This is a genomic window from Tamaricihabitans halophyticus, assembly GCF_004340875.1.
GTDB classification, from domain to species: Bacteria; Actinomycetota; Actinomycetes; order Mycobacteriales; family Pseudonocardiaceae; genus Tamaricihabitans; species Tamaricihabitans halophyticus.
Window position 1 is genome coordinate 1,464,653 of record NZ_SLXQ01000001.1, and the last position, 23,438, is coordinate 1,488,090.

Consider the following 23,438-nt stretch of genomic DNA (forward strand, 5'->3'; position numbering starts at 1 on the left):
CTTCCGTGCGCATCATCTGGTCGCGCCGACGCGTTCGAGGCCGGTAACCCGGTCCAGCACGATCAACGCGGCGAAGGCGATAACGATGGTCAGCGCCGAGACCGCCGAGACGGTCGTGTCGACGGTGTAGGCGACGTAGTTGAGCAGCCGCACCGGCAACGGGGTCAGCTCGGGCGTCGCCAGGAACATGCTGACCTCGACGTTGATATAGCTGATGCCGAAGCCGAACATGCAACCAGCGCCGAGGCCCGGCCGCAGCAGTGGCAATGTGACGTGCCAGAACCGTCGCCACGGCGTCGCGCCGAGATCGCTGGCAGCGCGCTCGAAGGTTTGTGGCATGCCAACAAGTACGGCGAGAACGCTGCGCAGGACGAACGGGAAGGCCAGCACCACATGCGCGAGGACGAAACCGACGAGCGTGCGACCGACACCGAGCGCCAACAACCACTGCAGCAGACCAACGCCGAGGACGATCTGCGGTACCAGCATGGGCAGCGTCAGCGCCGACTCGACGATGCCACGCAGCCGGAGCCGGCCGCGAACCAAGCCGAGCGCGGCTGGCACCACGATTGCCGCCGAGATCACCGTGGCCACCGCGGCGATCTGCGCACTGATCACGATGCCGTCCCGCCATTCCGGGCTGGACAACACCTCGGCGAACCAGCGGAATGTCACGCCCTGCGGCGGAAACATCAGATACTCGGTGGTCGAGACCGAAGTACCGATCAGGACCACGAGGGGGAACACCAGAAACACCGAGACCATGGTCACGGCGATCAGCCCCACCACGCGTGCACCACGACTGATATCCATTACGCGACCCCTTGCAGTCTCGTCGAACGTTGCAGTCGCAGGTACGCGGCGATGGCGATGGTGCTCAGTAGCAGCATCACAAGGGCAAGCGCCGCCGCGGTCGCCCAGTCGAAGGTGACCAGCACCTGGTCATAGATCAGCATCGACAGCACGGTCACCCGGCCGCCGGACAACACCGCCGGAGTCACGTAGCTGGTGAACGCGAGCGCGAAAACCATCAACCCGCCGGCATAAACCCCGGGCAGGGTCAGCGGAAGAGTGACCCGGGCAAAACGGCGTAGCGGTGCGGCGCCCAGGTCGGCCGCCGCGCGCTCCAACTGTCCACTGGCGGCGTCGAACACCGGCAGAATGGTCAGCGCGGCATAAGGAACCAGAATGTAGACCAGCCCGATAACTACGCTGGTTTCGTTGTACAGCAGGGAGAATCCGTCGTCAGTCAGACCGAGCGCTCGGGCGAGGTCATTGACCATGCCCTCCCGGCCGAGCAGAGCCAGCCAACCAAACGACCGGACGACCGCCGAGATGAACATCGGCGCGACGAGCAACAGCAACACCAGCCGGCGTGCCCAGCTCGAACGCAGCACGCGCACGATGCAGTACGCCGTCAGGTAACCGATCGCGACGGTGATCACGGTCGCGGTACCAGCGACGCGCAGTGTCGTGATGGTCGTGTCGAGGTAGTAGGAATCGCCGAACACCCGCCGGTACCCGCCAGCATCTCCACGCAGGCTTCCTGCGAAGAGCAACACCAGCGGCCCCACGAACAGCACCAGTGAAGCGGCCAACGCGGGGGTGACCTGCAACCAGCCAGCTCTGGACGCAGACGCGCGAGTGCGGAGGCGGCCACCTCGCGCGGTTACGTCCGCACTCGCGCGCACCGTCATGATTCCTTCGCTAGCAGGTCAATCAGCCCGGTCGCGGACTTCACCGCTACCTCGACGCGACCGAAATCGGCCTTGTCGAAGGTGTCGTTCGACCGGTGATACTCCGCCTGACGCCACCACATCAACAGGCAGGCGGGGATGCCGCGTTCGTGAAACGCCCAGTGATCCGCGCCCGGCTTGTTGTCATCGACGTGGACCGGCGCCAGCTCCTCGACACCCGCCGACTGGATAGCCCGCAGACCCAACTCACGCAGTGTTGGATCAGTGCACCAGAGCCAGAAGAAGTCCCCACCAGAGATCTGGTCCAGGCAAATACAGTGCGACACCTCGTCGAGCAGACCGCGCTCGGCGAGATCGTTGACGAAGTAGTGCGAGCCGAACATGCCGACTTCTTCGCCGGCGATGCCGATGAAGGTGACGTTCACTGGCAGCTGCTCGCGCTGCACGTGCTCGAGCACGCCGAACATCCCGGCGGTACCCGAAGCGTTGTCGTAAGCGCCCGGGCTTCCGATCTGGGTGTCGTAGTGTGCGCAGACGACGATGTGTTCGGCACTGTCCGGACGTCCCCGGTATCGCGCGATGACGTTGTAGGAGTATGCGTCCGGGTCGATCTCGCTGGTGAAGTTCAACCGGGCGCGAACCTCGACGCCGGCGTCGATCGACTCGAGCAGCCGATCGGCATCGTCCTTACCGATCACGAACTGCGGTACTCGATACAGCGGGCGCGGATTGATCAACGGGATCGCACCGGACTCGTTGATCACCAGGAACGCCTGCGGCTGAGCGTCGGCACCGAGAACGGCGAGCGTGGGCATCTCGTAGAGCCCCTCGATCAACGTCTTGGTTCCGTGCCGAGCGACTACGCCTTCGAGGTCCGTAGCCGGCGCCGAGTAGACGACCGGAGCCGCCGCAATGGATTCCGCCGTGGGCTTGAGGATCTCCACCGTCGGCGTGCTGGTCGCCGACCACCCAACGAAACCCAACCGCTGGAGCTCGACCTCGACGCCGCTCTTGGCGAACTCATCGCGGAGCAACTGTGCCGCCCGGTGCTCGCCATCGCTGGCCGAGAAGCGTGGTCCGATCGTTTCGGACAACTCGCGCATGACTCTGGCAACGGTCTCCATGAGGCTCCTATTCGGTATATCGAGCGATCCTTCGGTATACTGCTCATGTTGTTGATAGCATGTCAAGGGTCAGAACTTTGGGGATTGAAGTGGTGGTGGACTCTTTGGACGATCGCTCGGACTCCGCGCGGGTAACCCTCGCAACGAATATCCGGCGACTGCGCCGACTCCGCGGACTGTCCAGCGCCGAACTGGCCAGGCAGTCCAAGGTAGGTTCGGCGACACTGTCGGGCTTGGAAAGCGGCACCGGAAATCCCCGGCTCGAAACGCTCATCGCGCTGTCCGCGACACTCGGGGTGCCGCTCACCGAATTGCTGGACGGTGCCTCCCGCCCGCCGGTGACGGTGGTCCGAGCCAGCCAGGGCGCGCACGTCAGCCGGTCCAATCTCGATCTACGGTTCGTCCATCGGTTCACCGCCGGCGGGTTGGACGTCGTCGAGTTCTACGAGATGACGGTCACGCCAGGGGATCCACACCTTTCCCAGGGCCACGCTGGCATCGAGAACATCCTGGTGGTCGACGGGCGGCTGCGCGTTGGCCCGACCGACGACGCCGCGGTTTTGGATGCCGGCGATTTCGTCTCGTTCAGTGCAGACGGGCCGCACGTCTACGCGGCCGAAAACGGCCGGCCGGTACACGCGGTACTCGCGCTGCGCCACTCGGCGGAGCCGCGAACCGCGGTCACTGACGATTCGGCAATCCTTGCCTTTACCGAGGAGTGAGCGCTCTAGCGTGGGTCTTCGGCTTCGATGTCGAGCCATGAGGGCTCGTCGCTGACTTCGATGATGGTGAGGCTGTCCGAAGCGGCTATGGTTCCGGTCGCTTGTCGGATGTGTTCCTGACTGACGTCGCGGACGCGGACCATCTCGCCATCGATCAGCAGTGGTGACCGGCTCAGGTGTTGGTTGCGCGCTTGGCCGAGCAGGTCTGGGCGGGCTACGTAGGCCAGCACCCATTCCAGGGTTTCGCCGTTGTCGAGGCTTACTGGTGCGTGTACCCACGCCAACCGGTATCGCTGGCCGCGTCCCTCTACTTTGTCCAGTACGGCTCGCTGTGCTGGGGTGGCCAGCCAGATGGCGTGTCGTTCCGTGGTTCCGGGCCGCGCGGCGGCGAGCACCGCTGGGCGTTGGCCATCGCGTTCGCGCTTTCCCGCACTCCATACGGCTGAGGCGCCGGTGATCTCGCCCATCAGTACGATGACCGGGCCGGTGAGCTCAAGATTGTCGCGTATCCAGGTGATCTTGCTGGGGCAGGCGTTGCTTCCATAGGCCAGCACGGGAAGTCGGTCCCGAGTCGTTGCGGCGCCCTGTGCGGCCAGCCATGAATCAAGGTCCACGGGCATGCGTCGGCCGGTGTGCACGGCCCATCGGTTCCCGGTGGCTCGTTCTGGTGTCAGCGCCCAGCAAGCTCCGTCGATTTCGACGTAGCCAACACCTGGACGTGCGCCCGGATACGGGTCGGCGGGAAAGTCGCGACTGAGAAACGGCGACGAAAGCCCGGCGCGATGTGCCTGCATGCCTTGTCTTTCCACGAATAGCTGTACCGGTCAGAACCTCAGTTCGGAGATCGTGTTGAGGTCGATGCCGTAGCGGGCGTAGATCTTGATGGTGTTCTCGCCCGTCCTTGCTGACTGACTACCCTCTCGTTCGAGCCCAGCTCAGCAAGGCACTAGAGAACGTGCCGTCATACGATACGATGGGCTCCCAGGTAGGAGAAGAGGTAGCTGGGCTTTCCTACGCAGTAATCGTTAGGAAGATCAGTGACTGACCACGCTGCGGGAATTGCCGCGTTTGGCTACGAGCTCGGTGTCCTCAAGCGTATTCGCCGTTCCGGTTGGTGGCTGGTGGGAGTACGTGACCCTGAATCGGTAGCGGAACACAGCATGCGTGTCGCACAGCTTGCCGCGCTACTGGCGGCAGAGGAGAGTTGCAGCCCGGAACGCGCGGCGTACCTTGCGCTTTGGCATGACAGTCAGGAAACGCGCACGGGCGACTTGCCACATACCGCTAAGCACTACCTGGCCAAACCAGACCCACGTCTGATCACTCGCGACCAGACTGCGAACTTGCCGGGCGCGGCCGGTGAATCCGTGCGCGCGGCCGTTGCCGAGTACGAAGATGTCGAGACTGCCGAAGCGCGCTGTGCCAAGGACGCCGACAAGTTAGAGATGTTGCTGCAAGCGGTCGAGTACCGCGAGATCGGGGTACATCGGGTAGAAGGCTGGATCGAAAACGCGCGTAAAGCTCTGGTCACCGAGACAGCTCGGCGGGTGGCCGACGCAGCGGTCACGCTCTCCCCATTGACCTGGCGCGACCGCTAATGCAGTGGCAGACCAGGCGGCTCCGCGTGGTGGGTCGCCGCTGGTGATGGCTAGTCTGAACCTATGAAGTACTTCCTGCTTGCCTACGATCGCCGCGCGGGCTCGCTGCTGGTTGACGACGTTTACCAGGACAGGTCGTCCGCTATGCAGGCTCGTTTCGAGGCGGAGCAGAAGTTCGCCGATGCGCCGGCGGACATTGAGGTGGTCGTCCTTGGCGCGCAGTCGCGTAGCCAGCTGCTGCAAACGCATGCTCGCTATTTCCGGTCGTTCGCCGAGTTGATCGAACGCGGTGAGCTCGCGAACGTTTGAGCTCGCTGGTGCGGGAGTCGGCCCGCGTCCTCGACCGCAAGATCCATAAAGATTGCGATCCCGGGACGCTGGCGACCACGACAGACGCGTTGCTTCTCGTCAGATTGCGGTTCGATAGCGGTGTGGTTCGAGGCCGCCGCCCCTGCCAGCGACCTCGAACCATGGACCCCCGCGCAGTGAGATCAGGCAGCGACCCAGCCTTGCGCCGGCTCGCTGGTGAGGAAGTCGAGCCGGTACCGGGTTCCCGGCAACACGTCATTCGCGATTACCGACCACTCGGCAACCCGCGCGGACGAGTAGCTCGACTGGCAGTACGACGAGCCCGAACGCGGATTGAAACACACGCGCACGGCGCGGTTGGTTTCGTTGCCACCCCGGATATTGATGTCGTTGCACCGCTCGGTGGCCGTGTACCAACCCGAGCTTGGCGCGTAGTTGTTCGAGCCGCCGTCCGTCCAGTAAACCTCCTCGTTGCTGAGACAAGACTGCGCCACTACATCCCCAGCTGACGATGCGGTCTTCGCTGCTTGACTCGATGCGGGCTCGGCCGCCTGGGCCATTGGCGCGAACAAGCCAGTGACGATAAGTGCACTCGCCGCGACCGCGCCACGGAGCATCGATTTGCGCATCCGAAATCCTCCCCAAAATTCGTTTCCTGATCGACAGAACCGCCCGTACGGCCAGCTCGGAGCGCCGACCTGCGAGCGAGCGACACCTTAGCGATAAGTCCTTTTCATCCCGGTTTCTTCGCGGTTTCAGGTGTGAGCCTCCTCGCTTGCGTACGGCTGATCACCTGGCCAGACTGCGAACCGAGGTCCGTTTTGTCCGGGGATGGTGATACGTGCGGTTCGATGTCCTGGGGCCAGTACGGCTACGCCGTGCGGATGAGGTCGTACCGCTGCCCGGATCACTCCGTCGGCGCATGCTCGCGATACTGCTCGCACACCCGAACCAGCCCGTTTCGGTGGATGTACTCGTCGACGCCCTGTGGGGTGCACAGCTCGACCCGCGCGCGAGACAGAAGGTAAAGCTGCACGCGCACCGGCTGCGCAAAGTGCTCGACGACTCGACGCGGCTCACCTTCGGGCCAGGCGGTTACCGCCTGCGGGTGCTACCCGGCGAGCTCGATGCCGAGATCTTCGAGCAGCTGATGGACCGCGCCACCGCGAACCCTCAGCAACGCGTGGAGCTCCTTCGTGGCGCACTCGACTTATGGCGCGGCAGGCCCTACGACGACCTGGACATCCCGATCCTCGCCGGCGAAGCCGAACGCCTCGCCGACCGCAGATTGCACGCGCTCGAGGAGCTCTACACCGCGGAACTGGACCGCGGCCGGCATACCGCGGTCGTTGCCGAACTGGCCGAACTGGCTCGCCAGTTTCCGCTGCGCGAGCGGCTATCCGAGCTGTTGATGAACGCGCTGTATCGAGCCGGCCGACGCGTCGACGCCCTGGCTGCCTACCAGGAGGCTCGGCGCACGCTCGTCGCCGAGATCGGTGTCGAGCCAGGTGCCGCCCTGCGCGCGATCCAGCAGCAGATCCTGACCGACGAGCCAGTGCACGCGGCGGAGCAGTGGCCGCCGCAGTCGCGACCAGCCCAACTTCCGCGCGCGATCACGGGTTTCGTTGGGCGAGCACCCGAACTGGCCGCGCTGACCGACCGACCAACCGAGGATGGCCTGGTGGTGCTTGCCGGAACAGCCGGCGTAGGCAAAACCGCATTGGCCGTGCACTGGGCACACCAGGTCAAGGAGCAGTTCCCGGACGGCCAGCTCTACGTCGACCTGCACGGCTATGGCCCCGAACAACCTGTGTCGCCGGCGGAAGCGCTGGAGGGATTTCTGCGCGCCCTCGGCGTCGCGGGCACCGCGATCCCCTGTGGCCAGGCCGAGCGCTCCGCCCGGCTGCGTTCCATACTGGACGGACGGCGAATGCTGATTGTGCTAGATAACGCCCGCAGTGTCGAGCAAGTGCGTCCGTTGCTGCCTGGGGTGTCGTCCTGCTTTGTGTTGATCACCAGCAGGGACGCGTTGGCGGGTTTGGCGGCACGGGAAGGTGCGCATCGACTCATTCTCGACCGACTCACACCAAATGAGGCCGAGCGGTTACTGCGCCAGCTGCTTGGCGAGGAACTTGCCGGGGGAGCGCAACCAACGGCGCGCGTAATCCAGCAGTGCGCCAGGTTGCCGTTGGCGTTGCGGATCGCCGCGGAACAGTTGCGGTCGCGCCCCGGCATCCGGGTCACGGAGCCAGCCTGCGAGCGGGAACGCCTTGATCTGCTGGATATCGACGGGGACAGCTACACCTCGGTGCGCGCGGTGTTTTCCTGGTCCTATCGCCAGCTGCCGAGCGAGGCTGCCCGATTGTTCCAGCTGTTCGGTGTGTATCCCGGCCACGACATCGACGAGTACGCGCTGACCGCCCTGGTTGGCAAGGATCCTGTCGTGACCCAGCGTGCGCTCGACACACTCGTGCGGGCGCATCTGGTGGAGGAGACGTCTCCTGGTCGTTACCAGCCACACGATCTGCTTCGCGCCTACGCGGCGGAACTCGCCACGACCGACGGCGACCGTGCCGGGCAGCATGCGGCGCTCGGGCGGCTGAGCGACTACTACCGGCACACCGCCGCAACGGCGATGAACATCCTTACCCCGCACGAGATCGAATTCGCCCCGGAACACCCTCCGGCTATGGCGGGGCCGGTGCTGGGCTCGTACGAGTCCGCGCTCGGTTGGCTCGATAGGGAGCGAACGAACCTGGTGTTGGTCGCGGAGCGGACCGCCGCTTGTGGACAGACGGCCTACCTGACGGATCTTGCCGTGATCCTGTGGCGATACCTCGATATGGGCCTCTACACCGACGACGCACAACGCCTGCATACCTCGGCCCTCGCCATCGCGCGTGAACGGGAGGATCGTGTCACCGAGAGCGTCGCACTGAGTGCCCTCGGGTTGCTCCATTACCGCATGGGCCGATACGCGGAAGCTGCCGAGGGCCTGGCCCGATCCCTTGCCCTGCACAGCCAATTCGGTGACCACACGTGGCAGGGGCCAGCGCTCTACTACCTCGCCTGTGCCCAGCGCGCGACCGGGGGAGCCGGAGACGCACGGGAGCATCGGCGCCAGTCTTTCGTGCTTTATCGGGCGGTCGGGTCGCAACCACAGCGGATCAGCCCGCTGATCAACCTTGGCTTCGCGCACCAGCGACTGGGGCAGTACCGGCAAGCTTTCCGGTGTTTCCGCCGCGCACATGCCGTCGCCGAGGAGAGCGGAAACCGCCTCCGGCAGGCCTACGCGCTGCTGCATCTGGCTGAGGTATGCCGCGAGTCGGGCCGTGTCGACGAAGCGCTCCAGTACTCTTACCGGACGCTCGCGCTGGCCAGGAAAAGCGGCATCCATAGCGTGGAAGGTCAGATCCTGCGGCAGATCGGGTCCTCGGCACCCGCTTAGTTCAAAGTCCTTTGAGTAGTTCTTCGGTGACCGTGGCGAGGCGATCAGCCGCCGCGGGGTCCAGGGTGCGCAGGGATGGATCGACGTGCTTTCCCCGGTCGATCGCGGTGAGCGGCTGTTCGGGCGGGTTGTCGATGAAACCGTGGATCGGTTCGACCGCGCTGGCGACGCTGCGTGCAGCGACCTTGCCGAGGACGGTCAGTGCCAAGCGGATCACTGGATTGAACATGCCCGTATCGCCGCTGCGGGTGAAGCCGGGGTGATACATCACGAATCTGGCCTTGCAGTGTTTGGCAACGGCCACACCGAGGAGATCGTTCGCCCGCCCTGCTTGTAGCTGCGCCCTGATAGTGCTGTAGCGACGGGTGAGTTGCAGGTCGTCCCAATGGATCTCACCTGCTTTGTTACCGACACCGGCGACACTGATGATGACCGGGTTGCTGCTCGCGTCCAGCAACGGAGTCAGTTCGCGCGTCAGCAGGTAACGGCTCAGGTAGTAGAGCGCGAAGGTGTGTTCCAGGCCATCAGGGGTTTCCCGCCGCTTCGGGCTCTGCCGGTTGGCGAACAACACCAGTGCGTCCACGCCACCGCTGTGCTGCTTGATCTCGCCGATCGTTCGGTCGATCTCGGCGAGCGAACTCAGATCAGCTTGGATGAATCGCAACCGGTCACCGGCGCCGGCCTCGGCGACAAGCGAACGGCCTTTGGCTCCGTTACTGCCGATCGCGATGACCGTGTCGCCGCGCCGCAGTCGTTCCAGCGCGGTTGCCCGCCCCATACCGTCGGTCGCCCCGCTGATCACCACGGTCCTGGTTGGACTCTCCGGCATCGAACCTCCCGTAAACTCTGACACGGGTTCCAGCGTCCGCTAGTTCCAGAAAGAGCGGAAGGAGGCAGTTTTATGTCAGGTACGCACACGGATGTGCCTTCCGTGGTCGCGGCCGACTTGCCGCGCCCAGTTCCGGCGAGCGAACACGACGCGTGCCCGGTCTCCGAGGTGTTGCGCCGGATCGGCGACAAGTGGACGGTGCTGGTCATCGTGTTGCTCGGCAAGCGCAAACATCGGTTCAACGAACTGCACCGGTCCATCGAAGGACTAAGTCAGCGAATGTTGACCAGGACGCTACGTAGCCTGGAACGCGACGGCCTGGTTGCGCGCGAGGTGTATCCCACCATCCCGCCGAGCGTCGAATATGGCCTGACGCCACTCGGCGAGTCACTGCTCACGCCGCTGTCCGCGCTTGCCGACTGGGCGGTGGCACACGCCGACGAGATGTCGGCCGCGCGTGGCCGAGCCGGCTAGGGCTCAGCGCGGTCCAGGCATCACCGCATCAAGTCAGCATCCGAACGTCCGCGACCTCATATTCCGCGACCTCGGCGGTACGGATCGTGGCTTGCAGCTTGCTGCCCGGCTCTTCGCCACGGAACGCCTCAACCGCGGCTTGCGATTCCCAGCGTTCCAGGACGAGCACGCGACCAGGGTCCACCAGATCCGCGGAGATGGCGAAGTCAAGACACCCCGCCGCGCGCCGCGCCCTGCTGACGATGCCCGCGCAGTCCGCGAGGTAAGCCTCGCGCAGCTCTGGGTCGACGATGAGATAGCCAGCGACGATCACCATGGAAACTCCTCGGTGCCAGGAAATTGTTCGGACTGTCCCCATGGGGACGCCCGAGGAAGGCTGAACTCATCGGTGTCCGGCACCGTCAGTTTGGTGACTTGCGCAACCGCAGGCTGTTCGCGACGACCAGCATCGAGGACAGGGACATGGCCGCGCCCGCGATCAACGGGTTCAACAACCCGAACACCGCAAGCGGAATCGCCGCCACGTTATAACCGAACGCCCACGCCAGATTCCCGCGAATCGTCCGCCATGTGCGGTTGGCCAGCATGATCGCGTCCGGAACCGCGTGTAGTTCCTCGCGCACGATCACCACATCGGCAGCCTGAACCGCGATATCGCTGCCCAACGCCATTGCCATGCTCAGGTCCGCGCCGGCCAGCGCTGGCGCATCGTTGATGCCGTCGCCGACCATGGCCACGCGACGACCTTCCGCGCGCAACCGTTCCACCGTCTGCGCCTTGTCCACGGGCTGTACTTCGGCAAGTACCTCGTCGATGCCCAGCTGCTCGGCGACCGCATGCGCGGTCACCATGTTGTCCCCGGAAAGCAGCACGGTGCGCAGGCCAAGCCGGTGCAACCGGGCAACCGCCTCGACCGCGGCCTGCCGCAAGGTATCGCGCACCGCGAGCCCGCCGATCACCACGCCGTCCCTGGCTACCAGCACGCCGGTCGCGCCGGTCCGTGCGGTTTCCGCTAGCCAGTCCAGCGCGCGCTCCGGCACGGCCACGCCCTCGTTCGCCATCAGTTCGGGGTTGCCGACCAGCACGGTCCGCTCCTCGACCACCCCGGTTGCGCCCGCACCGACCAGCGCCCGGAACTGGTGCACGCTTGGCAATTCCGCCCCGGCCGCCTTGGCGATCGCCGCCGCGATCGGATGTTCCGATGCGGTCTCCACCGCGCCAGCCCAGCGGAGCACATCTGCCGAGGCAACCGCGTCGAAACCGGTGCTGTCCACCAACTCCATCCGGCCAGTGGTCAAGGTGCCCGTCTTGTCCAGCACTACGGTGTCCACCGTGCGGGCGGCCTCCAGCGCCTCCGGCCCCTTGATCAGAATGCCCTGCTGGGCGCCCCGGCCTACGCCGACCATCAGCGCGGTCGGAGTCGCCAGACCGAGCGCGCACGGGCAGGCGATGATCAGCACCGCGATCGCCGCCGTGAAGCCATCCCGCAGCTCGTGCCCGGTAACCAACCAACCGGCCAGGGTGAGCGTCGCGAGCACCAGGATCGCCGGTACGAACACCGCGCAGATCCGGTCGGCGATCCGCTGCACATTGGCTTTGCGCTGCGTCGCGCGCTCCGCCATGGCGCTCATCTGCGCAAGCTGGGTATGCGCGCCGACACGGGTAGCCCGCACCACGATCCGGCCAAGGCAGTTCACCGAAGCACCGATCACCTGGTCCCCAGGCCCTACATCAACCGGGACGCCTTCGCCCGTTACCGCGCTGACGTCGATTGTGGACTCACCGGTCACCACCTCGCCGTCCACCGGAATCCGACCGCCCGGCCGGACTACGACCAGATCGCCGACCCGTACCTCGGCGCTCGGCACGGTGTGCTCGCCCGCATCGCCGAGGAGCGTGACGTCCTTTGTGCTCAACCCAGCGAGCGCGGAAAGCAAACCCGCCGCACTGCGCCGGGACCGGTACTCAAAGTAGCGGCCGGCAAGCAGGAACGTGGTCACTCCGGCTGCCACATCCAGATAGATCGCGTCCGCGCCAGCCGGCGTCGCGCCGATCCCCAGCCAGTAGCCAGGTTCAGCTGACCCGGCGAATACCGCCCATACCGCCCAGCCAAACGAGGCGAGCACGCCGATGGACACCAGCGTGTCCATACTGGACGCGCCGTGCCGTAGGTTGCGCAGCGCGGCCCGGTGAAACGGCAGCGCCGAGTAGGCCACGATCGGCGTGGCGAGCAGCACGCAGAGCAGCTCCCAGCCGGGAAACCGCAGATTGGGCACCAGCGCCAAGGTGATCGACAGGTTGCCGAGCGGGAAGGCGAGCAGTGCGGCAACCACCAGCCTACGGCGCAGATCCCGCGCCGTGGCCGCATGCTCGGTCGCATCGTCGGCCGCGGCTTGGTGTACCCGCGCGTCGTAGCCGGCTGCCCGCACCGTCGCCACGGCGTCTTCTGCCGTGAGCGTTGCCGGCAGCTGCACGCTGGCCCGTTCGGTGGCGTAGTTGACCGTGGCGTGCACGCCGTCCAGCCGGTTGAGTTTGCGCTCGACCCTGGCCGCGCAGGCGGCGCAGGTCATCCCGGATACCTCGAGTTCGACCGGGGCAGCTACCCCGGAGTCCACTGTGGTCATCGTTCCTTCTCAGCGCTGTCGATCCGCCAGTTCAGCGAGCATCGCGTTATAGGCCGCGAGCCGTTCGTCCTCGTCCCGGTCCGCCTGGCGCTCGGCTCTGCTCGCTTCGCGTTTGTCCGCGGAGGCCCATTGGGCTAGTAGTGCGATCAGCACGATCAACATCGGTGCTTCGCCGGCAGCCCAGGCGATGCCCCCGGCAAGTCGCTGATCGGCAAGGAGATCCGGCACCCAGTCCAGCGAGAGGTAGCCGTAGTACGTCTCCGCGATCACCGAGTTCGAGTTCATCACGATCACGCCGAAGAACGCGTGGAAGGGCATTACCGCGAACAACATCCCCAGCTTCGCCAGATGCACCATCGGGCGTGGTGGCCGGTCCACCCCGGACACCAGCCAGAAGAACAGGTAGCCGGAGACCAGGAAGTGGACGTTCATCAGCTGGTGCGACCAGTGCTCGAGCATCGCCGTCTCAAACAGGTCGGAAAGGTACAGCAGGTAGTACGAGCCGACGTAGACCACGGTCACCAGCACCGGATTCGTGGCGATCCGCGCCGCCCTGGAGTGCATCAGCGACACCAGCCAGCCGCGCGGCTCCGGCGGCAGCGTGCGCAGCGCCAGCGTGACCGGCCCGCCCTGCACCAGCAGTACCGGTGCCAGCATGCCAAGCAACATGTGCACGACCATGTGCATGCTGAAGCTGCCAGGGGAGAAGAAGCCGATACCGGACGAGGTGGCCAGCAGCACGACAAGGCAGCCGAGCAGCCAGGCGACGGTGCGCCAGCGTGACCAGTGATCCCCTCGGCGCCGCAACCGGGTCACCGCGCGCAGGTACCAGAACGCCGCGAGTACCGCCGCCAGGCCAAGGATCAGGTCGAATCGCCACTGTCCAAACAGGGCACCGATATCTGGTCCGAACGGCAGCTCGTAACCGACGATCGTTTCCGCGATGGACGCCCGGTCCAGCACGAACGCAGGGGGCACCAGGTAGGTCAGCCCAACGGTGGCACCCATCGCGACACCGAGGGCGAGCAGTTCGACCGCAAGGGTATGCCGGGCTCCCCAGCGCAGCCGTGCGAGCGGGACCAGCGCGCAGATGGCGAGCTTGCACAGCAGAAGCAGGCCGTAGCCGGTGGTCAGCCCTTCCGGGCGGGCGAGCGGCATGCCGGCAATCGCGCCGCTGAGGATCAGCACGATGACGCAGCCGAGCGTCACCCGGTGGTAGCGGGCGAGTACCCGTTCACGGTCCCGCGCGGTGGGCCGGAGCCAGAACAGCCACAGTGCGACCAGCGAGCCCACCCAGAGCCCGGCGGCAAGCACGTGCCACACCAGCGCGTTGGTGGTGACGTCGTGCCAAGCGCCCACCGAGCCGTTGCCCGCAACCATCGGCGCGAGCAGGCCGACCACCGCGACGGCGAACCAGAGCACGACCGGTCCCCAGGACAGTGTGGACCTGCTACCGATCGCCACAGCGGCCGCGATGGCGAAAACGAACAACCAGGCTTTGGGTTCCACGGTGGCGTCGATCAGGTCCGGCAGGATCGGCAGCGCCTCGCCGAGTGATTTGCCCGAAGAATCCGCTGCCGCCAGCGGGATCATCGCCGCCGCGCATACCGTCCAGATCGTCGCGGCGCCGTGCGCGAGGCGCACCGCCGCGTAGGAATCGGCAACCAGTTTGCTCGACCGCCCGGTTGGCACCAGGAACGCCGCGAAGGCGAGCGCGCCCATGGCTACGACGGCGGAGGCGTTGGCACCGAAGCGCACGGCGCCAACGGACATTCCGGTCAGCCGGCCCGGATCGGAGTCCCCGAGGATGCCGTGCACATCGCCGGCCAGCCAGACGATGACGAGCACATAGGCCAGGCCGATGGCCGCGGAGATGGCCAGGGTCCGGTCGAATCGCACGTGGTTAGCTGTCGCGCCGACCGAAGGCAAAGTTCCCGGCCGTGCGCGATACCACAGTTGCGGGTGATTCTTAGCCTGCTTGGCGGCGGGCACCCCGGCGGGCGCGGTGCCGCCCGGCCCGCCGGCGATGGCGTCCCTGTGCCCTTCGGTGGCGAGCGCCTCGGTCGAGTTCGGAAGCTGACCCGGCCAGCCAGTGTTCTCTGGTCAGCTCGTACTCGACCTCGCCATGTCCGGCGGGGGAGCGGTCCGGGCGGGGTTGAAAGGTGCGCAGGTAACGCAGGCCGACTTTCTCCAGTACCCGGCGGGAGGCGAGGTTGAGCTCCGAGGTGTAGGCGAACACCCGCCATACGCCCAGCTCGGCAAACGCTTTGTGCAGCAACGCCGCGGAGACCTCGGTGGCGTAGCCCTGGCCCCAGCTGATCGCCCGTAACCGGTAACTGAGCTCGAGGCCGTCTGCTTCGTCCTCGCCTGAGGGTTGGAGCGCGAACCAACCGACGAACTCACCGGTGGACCGTTCGTGCGCGGCCCATCGACCGAGTGGGCCACGGGTGTAGTCGCGCAGGATCTTGGGCAGCGTGACGTACTGGATCATGCTCGGCGGCGTTGGGGTGCCGCCGGTCAGATAGCGCATGACCGCCGGATCGCTGTCCAGTTCGACCAGATTCGTGACATCGGCCCCGGTGAATCGGCGCAAGGTCAGCCGATCCGTTTCCAGGAAGACCTGGTTCGGGGTCATCGTCAGCACGGCCACGGCGAGCGATCCTCTCGGCTGACCGCCAACTTGTCCAGTCGGCGTACCCCATCCGTCACCCCGCTAACCCTAAAGAACGCGGTTAAGACACCGGGGCGGGCGCGACATATACCCGATAACCTAACGGCGGTTAGGTTATCGGGTATATTCGACGTCAATGGTGGGTAAGCGACTCAGTAGAACGGCGCGGCGGGAGCTGATCCTGGACGCGGCAGCCGAGGCCTTCGGCGGTGCCGGCTATGCGGGAACGGGCATGCGCGACGTTGCCGCGCGCGCCGGGGTGAGTGCTCCAGTGCTCTACGACCACTTTCCTACCAAGGCTGAGCTGTACGCGGTGTTGCTGGATCGGCAGGTCAACGCACTGATCGAGGATTGGGCACCGCCGCCGCGGCAGCTGGACACGTTCGAACTGTTTCGCGGCACGGTTGACGCGATTTTCTCCTGGATCGAGCGCAACGAGGCGGCCTGGCGAATGATCTTCGGCGAGGCACCCAGCGAGCAGGTCGTAGCCGAGGCGCACCGGCGCGGGCAGGAACGAGCTACGCGGCAGCTCGCTGGCCTGTTCCGCCAGGTGCCGCACCTCGCGCTTTCCGTCGACCTGGACCGCGACCGTGCGGACGAGGTGCTCGCCGAAGCCGCGAAGAGCGCGCTGAACGCGATCGCCACCTGGTGGTGGCGAAACCGGGATATCCCGCGAGTGCACGTCGTGGCGATCACCGCCGATCTGCTGTGGCGTGGCTTACGGGAACTGACCGACAGCGAGTTGACTGACAGTAAAGGGAAACCGGGATGAGCACACTGGCTGCAGCCGAAGCGACGACTGAGCGGTACCGGCGGGCGGGCGAAAGCGGTGATGTCGACTTGGCGATGAGCTCCTTCGCGGCGGAGGCAGTGCTGCGCTCACCGCTGACCGATCGGGTTACCTTCACTGGGCACACCGAGATCCGCGCCTTGCTCGAGGTCGCCTACGCGAAGCTGCGGAAGATCAGCTTCCATACCGATATCGGAGACGAACGCACCAGGACATTGGTACACACCGCGCGGATCGGCCGTAACGCGGTCGAGGAAGTGACGCTGGTCCGCCTTGACGAGCAGGGCAAGATCGCCGAGGCGACCCTGTTCGTCCGGACGCTACCCGGGCTGGTTGGCGTGCTGGACGGGCTGGGGCCGGAGATCGCGCGCCGCAACGGCCGGGGCGCGGTCGCCAAGTTGCTGTCCGTGGCAAGTAAACCGCTGCTTGGCATGGTGCGCGGCGGCGACCGGTTTGGCGTGCCACTGGTGCTCCCGAAGCGCTGAGTCACCCAACCGCAAGATCCCTAAAGATTGCGGTCAGGCGGCCCGGTCAGTCCGGCCTGCTCGCTAACGGCGAAGAACGCGAACCATCATTCTGCGGCTGAGCTGAGTGCGGCTATCAGCTCTTCTACCTGCTGCCTGGTGAGCACCGCTGTCGTGTCCAGCACGGCATGAAAGAGCAGCTGCACGTCTCCGCCTACTCGGCGAACCAACACCGTGCACGCTCCGCCGCCTGCCTGAAACGGGAGTTGTGCCACCAGCGCATGCCGAAAGGTCTCATCACTGGCCACCGAACGACCCCCGTGCGAGGGAATCGCCCTGGTCGATAAACCGCGCCAGCTCGTCGGCACCATCGCGAATCTCCCGCATCAACCGTACGAACTCCGGCCACCGAGCCGGATCAGCCGGCGGCGCAATCGCCAGGCTGTCCGGATGCAGATAGATCACCAACCCAGCTGAATTCGAAGCCATTCCCAGCACCCGCATACCTGCCACCGCATCTGGCCCCGGGCGCCACGTAGCGTTGAAGCTCATCGAGATTTCCTTGTCTGCTAACGATGGTCCCGGATTACATTCCGGAGGTTCACCTGCGGACCGGACTTGCCAGGAGCTTATGCGGGCAGAGTCACGCTTGGCGAGGAATGTTCTCGAATATTCGGCAACTCGTCGCGAAATTCTTGAGGCGAGAATTTATTCGCCTTCGGCTGAAATTTCGGCGGCAAGTTCGTCGGCTACCTGTGTGATTATTGACCGCGCGGCCCTGTCGTAGCTCGCCATAGTCGCGAACTGCTCGAAAACTCTGCCATATAGCGCTACCTCCGGAGCTTGGACAAGATTCAGCTCAGCGGAAAAGGTCTCGACCAGCACTTGCTCGTTGTCGCGTAGCCAGAACCCATGCCAGGGACCAATCGTGTAGCTGGTACCTGCGTTGATGATTCCGATTCGAACGTTGGGAAGCGTCGATAGCGACATGAGGCGGTCGAGTTGAGGAAGCATGGCATTCGGGCTGCACAGTCGCAATCGGAGCGCCGATTCAGTGATTACAAAATGGAACCGCTTGCTTTCTCGATAAAGCAATTCTTGTCGGCTCAGGCGAGCGCGTACCGCCTCGTCGATGTCGTTGCTTGCGCCGTGGAGGATGACGCCTTGTGCAAGGCGTGCCTTCGCGTACTCAGCCGTTTGCAGTAAGCCGGGAATGACGGTCGACTCAAACACGCGGAAGAGTCGTGTCTTTGCATCGAGCTCGGACAGTTTTCGCTGGTGGGGCTGTAGTCCCACGGTGAGAACGCGTTGCCACTCCGCATGCTGAGCCTCGAGGGTTTCGAGTGCGGTCAGGAGCTCGTCGGTTTGTGAATCACGCCCCGTAGTCCGAGTCCATGCCCGTATGTCATCCGCGCTTGGTGTCTGGCGGGCCGTTTCCAGTTTGGACACCTTGGACTGAGGCCAGGACAGTGACTCCGCTAGCTGCGTACCGGTCAACCCAGCTTGTAGGCGTAGCTCACGGAGTCGCCTGCCCAGGGTGGTGCGCGCCTCATGGACGTTAGCCGCGCCCGTGGTGTTCCTCGGTGGCAAAGTCATCCCGTCTTACGGCGTGATGCCACGCGGCGTCCCGCCAATAGTTGTGTCGCACAACCTCGGTATTGCTCTCCACGATTTCACCACCCAGAAAACGGTCGTCATCGTCAAAGCGCATCCGCAGCAACCTGTGCGAATCAAACAACCAATAGTCGTGATTAGGTAGTCCCGTTGACTGTGCTTGTTCTTGGGTTAAGTAGCGAATATCCTCACCTGCCGCGATGTTGTGCTGGGCTATAACATAGCTCCATCTGTTGTAATCGCTGAGCGGTGTACTTACTATCCGTACCCGTGCAAACTGGCGCCCTTCACTAGCTGCCTTTCGTACCATCGACAGCCAGTCCTGCATCCATCCTAGCTCGTACGGCTCGCCAGCTAGAAACCTCTCATACGACTCACGCTCGTATGGTGGCGCGTAGGTTGTCCTGACTTCCAATCGAAAAGCCGTGTGCTCGAAGGTTCGGAAAAGCTGTCCAAACTCCGGGCCGGGTTCGATGAACTGGTTCAGTGTTCGCCCTCCTGGTACCTGCGTACGTAGAACATTAGAACTTCTTCCGGAACTTCGACGATGGCCTCTCCCTCGGGGATAGGTCCTACGTCGGCGAGTACTTCCGGGTCCGTAACGATCCATCCTTGCGTTATGTAGGTCTTCCGCTCCATGCGATCTGTCGCGAAGAGCGTCGGCGAGTCACCCACGTTGGACTCCGGGTCTTTGCCCAGGAACCGAGCACGCATCGTATCTCCTGAATATTCGAGGCTATTCTCGAATATTGGCGGACGACGTCCAGCGAGTCAACAGGCACGTCTGGGTGAGGGGGTACGCGAAGCGACCGGTTACGCCGTGTCACTCAACCGCAAGATCCTTAAAGATTGCGGTCAGGCGGCCCGGTGTAGCAACTCGCGGAGCTCGGCGATGACGGTCTTCGGGTGCTCCAGTGGCAGTTGATGAGTGGCCTGCTCCGCGATAACCACGCGTCCCTGCGGAGACAAGTCAGCCAGCCACTGGTGGCTCGCGTCGAGGTGTGCCCGGTACTTCTCCGGCATCCGCGCCGGCCGCGATCCAGCGGTGAGCACGGTGGTTGGCACATCGGGCAGCCGAACCTCCGGGTCGGCGAAAGCCTCGTGTACTTCGGTGATCTGCTGGTCGAGCCGGGTGATGGTGCCGGCGAGCTGCCGGATCTTGGCCGGACTGTTCACGAACTCGAGCGCCTGCCGTAGCCCTTCCTCGGTCGCTTGCGCACCGGCAAACCTGCGGGCGATCGCCCTGCCCAGCCGGGAGCGGAACATGCCGGTGGCCGCACCGGCCGCGAGCAAATGCAACGGCGTAGCGCTGAGCTGCTGAAGTGCACGAACGACCGCGGTCGGCGCCGGCGACGGCTTGGCCGGCGTTGGATCGATGAACAGCAGCCCAGCCACGTCCTGTGGATAGCGCGCCGCGTAAAGCTGCACCACCAAGGCGCCGTGCGACCAGCCGACGAATACCGCGGGTAGCTCGAGCTCGGCGGCGCGCACCATCCGATGTAGGTCCTCAGCCATCTCACCAACGGTGCGCGCGCGTGGCCCATCGGAGCGGCCGATGCCGGCACGGTCGTAGGCCACCGCGGTGGCGAACTCGCCAATCCCGGCCTCGAGGTGTTCACCCCAACCACCGATGCCCTCGCCGGTCCCGCCGCAGTCCAGGACCACGCTCGGCCCGCTACCAGTGATCTTGGTGCACAGCCGCCGCTCGCCGAGCGCGACCCAGGTGTGTTCGACGTTCCGCATATCGTCAACTTAGGTTGACGCTACGAGATTGTCAATCTTGGTTGACGGCTACGAGGCTGCTTCTAGTGCGGCGCTGTCTCGCCACGCGGCGGCCAGCTCGACGAGTGGCAGGTCGAGCGCATCGCTGAGGCCGACGATGGTGCCGAACGCGGGCGTGCTCAACCGGCCAGTTTCGATCTTGCGCAGCGTCTCTGGCGAGATTTCCGCGCTCCGTGCGACCTCGCCGAGTTCACGATCCCCGCGTGCCCGCCTGAGCAGTGCGCCGAGGCGCTTGCCTGCATCGATCTGTTCCGGGGTAAGCGGGAGGCGCACCATGCGACTAGGGTACGTCTGGTATTTCAATACCGCCACCTGTTAGTGTTGGTATTATTATACCGTCGCCGATAGGAGCACTGGATTGATCGAGTTGAAGACCCCGGCCGAGATCGACAAGATGGCCGTGACCGGCGAATTCGTCGCCGAGGTGCTGACCGAACTACGTGGGATCGCCGACATCGGCGTGAACCTGCTCGATCTGGAACACCAGGCGCGCCGCCGGATTCGCGAGCGCGGCGCGCAGTCCTGCTACTGGGACTACGCCCCATCCTTCGGCAATGGCCCGTTTCGCAACGTCATCTGCCTTTCCGTGAACGACGCGGTACTGCACGGCCTGCCACATGACTACGTGCTCCGCGACGGCGACGTGCTCAGCATGGATTTTGCCGTCAGCATCGACGGCTGGGTCGCTGACTCGGCAACCACTGTCATCGTTGGCACACCCGACCCGGAGGACACCCGCATCGTGCGGGCCACCGAGGAAGCCCTCGAAGCGGCGATCTCCACCGCGCTCGCCGGCAACCGGCTCGGTGATATCTCCGCCGCGATCGAAGCGGTGGCCACCGCGCACGGCTACCCGGTGAACACCGAATTCGGCGGGCACGGCCTCGGTCGCACAATGCACGAAGATCCGCACGTGTCCAACAGGGGCCGCGCGGGGCGAGGCCAGAAACTACGACCGGGGCTGACCCTCGCGCTGGAACCCTGGTTCGCCCGCACCACCAACCGCGTGATCACCGACGAGGACGGCTGGACCATTCGTTCCGCGGATGGGTGTCAAACGGCTCATTCGGAGCACACGGTGGCCATCACCGAGCAGGGAGTACGGGTGCTCACCAGGCGCGCGGGCGAAGGCTAGGCAGGCGCCGCGATGGTGAATCCAACCTGGCGCAGCAGCCGACCGAGATAGTCGCTGATCTCCGCCGCGGACCTCGGCTCCGGATTCATCAACAGGTTGTGGATAACTGCCCCTGCGAGCATGTCCAGCAGCACGTCGATATCGGCGTCCGGATCAAGTACGCCATGCGCCTGCGCACTCAGCATCGTCTCCCGCGCGCGTTGCCTGCGCGGCAGCACGTGGTGCTCCCAGTACGCGGCGAGTAGCGCCGGATGGCTAGGCCCCGCGCCGATCAACCGCGCGGAAAGCAGCCGGAACCGGGAGTCGGCAAGCACCTCGCCCCAGTAGGGCAGCAGCTCCGCGATCGTCAGCGGCAGCTCGCTCGCCGGCCGCCCGGTCGAGGTGGCATCCGGGATCTCCGCCCGCGCCGCCTCGATCGCCTCGGCGAGCAGCTCCTCCTTCGTCGACCACCGGCGGTACACGGTCATCTTCGCCACGCCCGCGCGCCGGGCGATGTTTTCCATACTGGCGCGTTCGATGCCCTGCTCGATCAGTTGCTCCATCGCGGCCAGCAGGATCTTGGCGTCCGCGGCCGGGTTTCGCGGTCGACCCGGCCCGGTACGGCTACTGGCCATGGGACTCCTCGCGCGCGGGCTTGGCGGCGCCTGCCGGCAGTTTCTCTGCCAGCCAGCCACGCAGCTCGGTCGGTTGCTGACCCCGCCAGGCCAGATGACCGTCCGGCCGGATCAGCCAGGCGGTCGCTGCCGGCACGCTGTTGTGCACAAGCGCGACAACCGGCCCGGCAAGGTGTTCGCTCGCCAGCTGGGCGAGTTCTTCCGCCACCTCGCCCTTGCTGGCCAGCACCGCCCACTCTGGACCCAGCTCGTCGGACAACCGGGTGTGTGCCCCATCGGTACGGCGGCAGGCCCGATCCGGCACCCGGTCGCCCAGCCTGAGCCGTCCGCGCCCGCCGCCGAGTGGCCCGTTGCGGTAGCTGACCCACAGTTGCGAAGCGACCCGCGTCGCCTTGCGCTGTAGGGCGGGGAGGTTGAGCAGCGGCACGAACATCCGGTCCCGCGCGACGCGGGCCAGCGCGTTCTCGCCGAGCAGCATCCGGGTGTTCCTGGTCGTATTGCGCAGCACCTCGGTCGCCAGCGGTCGCCGCTCCGCGGTGTAGGTGTCCAAAAGCGACTCTGGCGCACTGCCCCGGACAACGAGGGCCAGCTTCCACGCGAGGTTTTCCGCGTCCCCGATCCCGGTGTTCATGCCCTGCCCGCCAATCGGGCTGTGGATATGCGCGGCGTCCCCAGCGAGCAGGATTCGCCCCCTGCGGTAGTCATCGACCAGCCGGCGCTGGATCCGGAACACCGAGGTCCACACAACGTCGCTGATCCGTGGCCCCTCCCGGCCGGATCGTTGCGGGATCAGCTTGTCGAACCGCGCGATAATGTCTTCGCTGCTCAGTCGCCGGTCGCTCATCGGCACGTCGGCCATCAACCGCCACAGGTCGTCGGCCTGCCCGTCCTGGGTGCGCATTGGCATTGCCAGCAGCATGCCGTCCCGGTGAAACCAACCGGAGGACATGGACCGATCGCGGGCCCACTCGCCGTGCACGTCGGCGAGCAGGAACTGCTCCACTACGGACACACCGGGAAACGGAATCCCGGACAGTCCGCGTACCTCGCTGTGCGCACCGTCGCAGCCGGCGAGCCAGTTCGCCCTGATGGTGTCGCCGTTCTCCAGTTCCACTGTCACGCCGGTCGCGTCCTGGTGTCCGGCACGTACCGCGTTGTCCCATTCCACCCGGACGCCAAGGTCGTGTAGCCGAGTACGCAGTTCCGCCTCGACGGCGGCTTGCGAGATGAACAGCGCCTGCACCGATTCGCGCGCGTCCGGCGCGAAACGCATCGTGCTGATGGGTTTGTCCCCAACGTGCATCCGGATCCCGACCGGGGCAAGGGAGCGCTCGGGCAGCTCGCCAAGGGCACCGATCCTGCGGAGCACTTCCACGCCGCGAGCGTGCAGGATGTTCGCCCGCGATGTCTGTGCCGGCCCTTCCGCGCGATCAAGCACCCGCACGTCAACCCCGTGTGCGGCCAGCCCGCAGGCCAGCGTCAATCCGGTTGGCCCCGCGCCAACTACGAGTACCTCGGTCATCGCTATTCCAATACGTAGACG

The 23,438-nt window shown here is 65.3% G+C and carries 27 protein-coding genes; 8 read left to right on the plus strand and 19 right to left on the minus strand.

Translation table 11 applies throughout. The annotated features are described in order from the left end of the window. Nucleotides 1-12: 12 nt before the first annotated feature. Genes EV191_RS07100 through EV191_RS07110 form a run of 3 tightly spaced genes read right to left on the minus strand, consistent with a single transcriptional unit; the run spans nt 13 to nt 2,821 of the window. Nucleotides 13-813: an ABC transporter permease gene (locus EV191_RS07100; RefSeq protein ID WP_132875948.1), complete on the minus strand. Its 801-nt coding sequence runs from the start codon at nt 811-813 to the stop codon at nt 13-15. After that, nucleotides 813-1,697 (minus strand): ABC transporter permease, encoded by an 885-nt coding sequence (locus EV191_RS07105; RefSeq protein ID WP_132875949.1) that lies wholly within the window; start codon nt 1,695-1,697, stop codon nt 813-815. Before EV191_RS07105 ends, EV191_RS07100 begins: the two co-directional genes overlap by 1 nt. Beyond that, nucleotides 1,694-2,821 (minus strand): M28 family metallopeptidase, encoded by a 1,128-nt coding sequence (locus EV191_RS07110; protein WP_132875950.1) that lies wholly within the window; start codon nt 2,819-2,821, stop codon nt 1,694-1,696. Before EV191_RS07110 ends, EV191_RS07105 begins: the two co-directional genes overlap by 4 nt. A gap of 92 nt (nt 2,822-2,913) precedes the next feature. On the opposite strand from EV191_RS07110, the gene EV191_RS07115 reads away from it, so the two are divergent. After that, nucleotides 2,914-3,543, plus strand: a complete 630-nt coding sequence (locus EV191_RS07115) for a helix-turn-helix domain-containing protein (protein ID WP_165912853.1) — start codon at nt 2,914-2,916, stop codon at nt 3,541-3,543. A 5-nt stretch (nt 3,544-3,548) separates the two neighbouring features. Here the strand turns inward: EV191_RS07115 and EV191_RS07120 are convergent, their stop codons facing one another. Beyond that, nucleotides 3,549-4,337, minus strand: a complete 789-nt coding sequence (locus tag EV191_RS07120; RefSeq protein WP_132875952.1) for a gamma-glutamylcyclotransferase — start codon at nt 4,335-4,337, stop codon at nt 3,549-3,551. Nucleotides 4,338-4,580: 243 nt separating this feature from the next. Here EV191_RS07120 and EV191_RS07130 point away from each other — a divergent pair, with 243 nt between their 5' ends. Then, nucleotides 4,581-5,141, plus strand: coding sequence for an HD domain-containing protein (locus EV191_RS07130; RefSeq protein WP_132875953.1), 561 nt, complete (start codon nt 4,581-4,583; stop codon nt 5,139-5,141). Between the two features lie 63 nt (nt 5,142-5,204). Further along, the gene (locus tag EV191_RS07135; RefSeq protein WP_132875954.1) at nt 5,205-5,450 is read left to right on the plus strand and encodes a hypothetical protein; all 246 of its coding nucleotides are present in this window, start codon (nt 5,205-5,207) and stop codon (nt 5,448-5,450) included. Nucleotides 5,451-5,632: 182 nt separating this feature from the next. On the opposite strand, the gene EV191_RS07140 is transcribed toward EV191_RS07135, so the two are convergent. After that, entirely contained in the window at nt 5,633-6,079 is a 447-nt protein-coding gene (locus EV191_RS07140; RefSeq protein WP_132875955.1) for a hypothetical protein, read from the minus strand. Nucleotides 6,080-6,291: 212 nt separating this feature from the next. Between EV191_RS07140 and EV191_RS07145 the strand changes: the two genes are divergently transcribed. After that, a complete protein-coding gene (locus EV191_RS07145) occupies nt 6,292-8,898 on the plus strand; it encodes an AfsR/SARP family transcriptional regulator (RefSeq protein ID WP_132875956.1) in 2,607 nt (868 codons plus the stop codon). Nucleotide 8,899: 1 nt separating this feature from the next. Here the strand turns inward: EV191_RS07145 and EV191_RS07150 are convergent, their stop codons facing one another. Next, nucleotides 8,900-9,727: an SDR family NAD(P)-dependent oxidoreductase gene (locus EV191_RS07150; RefSeq protein ID WP_132875957.1), complete on the minus strand. Its 828-nt coding sequence runs from the start codon at nt 9,725-9,727 to the stop codon at nt 8,900-8,902. A 72-nt stretch (nt 9,728-9,799) separates the two neighbouring features. Here EV191_RS07150 and EV191_RS07155 point away from each other — a divergent pair, with 72 nt between their 5' ends. Continuing rightward, nucleotides 9,800-10,201, plus strand: coding sequence for a winged helix-turn-helix transcriptional regulator (locus tag EV191_RS07155; protein ID WP_132875958.1), 402 nt, complete (start codon nt 9,800-9,802; stop codon nt 10,199-10,201). Nucleotides 10,202-10,229: 28 nt separating this feature from the next. On the opposite strand, the gene EV191_RS07160 is transcribed toward EV191_RS07155, so the two are convergent. The 4 genes from EV191_RS07160 to EV191_RS07175 form a co-directional block, all read right to left on the minus strand. Further along, the gene (locus EV191_RS07160; protein ID WP_132875959.1) at nt 10,230-10,517 is read right to left on the minus strand and encodes a putative quinol monooxygenase; all 288 of its coding nucleotides are present in this window, start codon (nt 10,515-10,517) and stop codon (nt 10,230-10,232) included. 85 nt (nt 10,518-10,602) lie between these two features. Beyond that, nucleotides 10,603-12,825 (minus strand): heavy metal translocating P-type ATPase, encoded by a 2,223-nt coding sequence (locus EV191_RS07165; RefSeq protein WP_132875960.1) that lies wholly within the window; start codon nt 12,823-12,825, stop codon nt 10,603-10,605. 9 nt (nt 12,826-12,834) lie between these two features. Next, nucleotides 12,835-14,724 (minus strand): bifunctional copper resistance protein CopD/cytochrome c oxidase assembly protein, encoded by a 1,890-nt coding sequence (locus EV191_RS07170; RefSeq protein ID WP_243658782.1) that lies wholly within the window; start codon nt 14,722-14,724, stop codon nt 12,835-12,837. A gap of 70 nt (nt 14,725-14,794) precedes the next feature. Further along, nucleotides 14,795-15,475, minus strand: coding sequence for a GNAT family N-acetyltransferase (locus EV191_RS07175; RefSeq protein ID WP_341539594.1), 681 nt, complete (start codon nt 15,473-15,475; stop codon nt 14,795-14,797). A gap of 157 nt (nt 15,476-15,632) precedes the next feature. On the opposite strand from EV191_RS07175, the gene EV191_RS07180 reads away from it, so the two are divergent. Together EV191_RS07180 and EV191_RS07185 are read left to right on the plus strand one after the other, a co-directional pair. Beyond that, a complete protein-coding gene (locus tag EV191_RS07180; protein ID WP_132875961.1) occupies nt 15,633-16,268 on the plus strand; it encodes a TetR/AcrR family transcriptional regulator in 636 nt (211 codons plus the stop codon). Continuing rightward, complete coding sequence (locus tag EV191_RS07185) at nt 16,265-16,771, plus strand: Cif family virulence factor (RefSeq protein WP_132875962.1); 507 nt, start codon at nt 16,265-16,267, stop codon at nt 16,769-16,771. Before EV191_RS07180 ends, EV191_RS07185 begins: the two co-directional genes overlap by 4 nt. Nucleotides 16,772-16,857: 86 nt before the next feature. Here EV191_RS07185 and EV191_RS07190 read toward each other — a convergent pair whose 3' ends face one another. The 7 genes from EV191_RS07190 to EV191_RS07220 form a co-directional block, all read right to left on the minus strand. Continuing rightward, nucleotides 16,858-17,058 carry a hypothetical protein gene (locus EV191_RS07190; RefSeq protein WP_132875963.1) on the minus strand — a complete coding sequence of 67 codons (201 nt, stop codon included), beginning with the start codon at nt 17,056-17,058 and terminating at the stop codon, nt 16,858-16,860. Continuing rightward, nucleotides 17,048-17,302: a hypothetical protein gene (locus tag EV191_RS07195; RefSeq protein WP_132875964.1), complete on the minus strand. Its 255-nt coding sequence runs from the start codon at nt 17,300-17,302 to the stop codon at nt 17,048-17,050. The genes EV191_RS07190 and EV191_RS07195 overlap by 11 nt, the downstream gene beginning before the upstream one ends. A gap of 156 nt (nt 17,303-17,458) precedes the next feature. Further along, nucleotides 17,459-18,346, minus strand: a complete 888-nt coding sequence (locus EV191_RS07200; RefSeq protein WP_132875965.1) for a helix-turn-helix domain-containing protein — start codon at nt 18,344-18,346, stop codon at nt 17,459-17,461. Beyond that, entirely contained in the window at nt 18,309-18,851 is a 543-nt protein-coding gene (locus EV191_RS07205) for a DUF6879 family protein (RefSeq protein ID WP_132876202.1), read from the minus strand. The genes EV191_RS07200 and EV191_RS07205 overlap by 38 nt, the downstream gene beginning before the upstream one ends. Next, on the minus strand, nt 18,848-19,078 hold the full coding sequence (locus tag EV191_RS07210) for a hypothetical protein (RefSeq protein WP_132875966.1): 231 nt from the start codon (nt 19,076-19,078) through the stop codon (nt 18,848-18,850). Before EV191_RS07210 ends, EV191_RS07205 begins: the two co-directional genes overlap by 4 nt. Before the next feature lie 141 nt (nt 19,079-19,219). Beyond that, complete coding sequence (locus tag EV191_RS07215) at nt 19,220-20,107, minus strand: alpha/beta fold hydrolase (RefSeq protein ID WP_132875967.1); 888 nt, start codon at nt 20,105-20,107, stop codon at nt 19,220-19,222. Nucleotides 20,108-20,155: 48 nt separating this feature from the next. Continuing rightward, nucleotides 20,156-20,422: a helix-turn-helix domain-containing protein gene (locus EV191_RS07220; RefSeq protein ID WP_132875968.1), complete on the minus strand. Its 267-nt coding sequence runs from the start codon at nt 20,420-20,422 to the stop codon at nt 20,156-20,158. Between the two features lie 82 nt (nt 20,423-20,504). Here EV191_RS07220 and map point away from each other — a divergent pair, with 82 nt between their 5' ends. Beyond that, on the plus strand, nt 20,505-21,281 hold the full coding sequence (gene map, locus EV191_RS07225) for a type I methionyl aminopeptidase (protein ID WP_132875969.1): 777 nt from the start codon (nt 20,505-20,507) through the stop codon (nt 21,279-21,281). Here the strand turns inward: map and EV191_RS07230 are convergent. Continuing rightward, nucleotides 21,278-21,895, minus strand: a complete 618-nt coding sequence (locus tag EV191_RS07230; RefSeq protein WP_132875970.1) for a TetR/AcrR family transcriptional regulator — start codon at nt 21,893-21,895, stop codon at nt 21,278-21,280. The genes map and EV191_RS07230 overlap by 4 nt on opposite strands. Then, nucleotides 21,885-23,417 (minus strand): FAD-dependent monooxygenase, encoded by a 1,533-nt coding sequence (locus tag EV191_RS07235; protein WP_132875971.1) that lies wholly within the window; start codon nt 23,415-23,417, stop codon nt 21,885-21,887. Before EV191_RS07235 ends, EV191_RS07230 begins: the two co-directional genes overlap by 11 nt. Nucleotides 23,418-23,438: the final 21 nt, after the last annotated feature.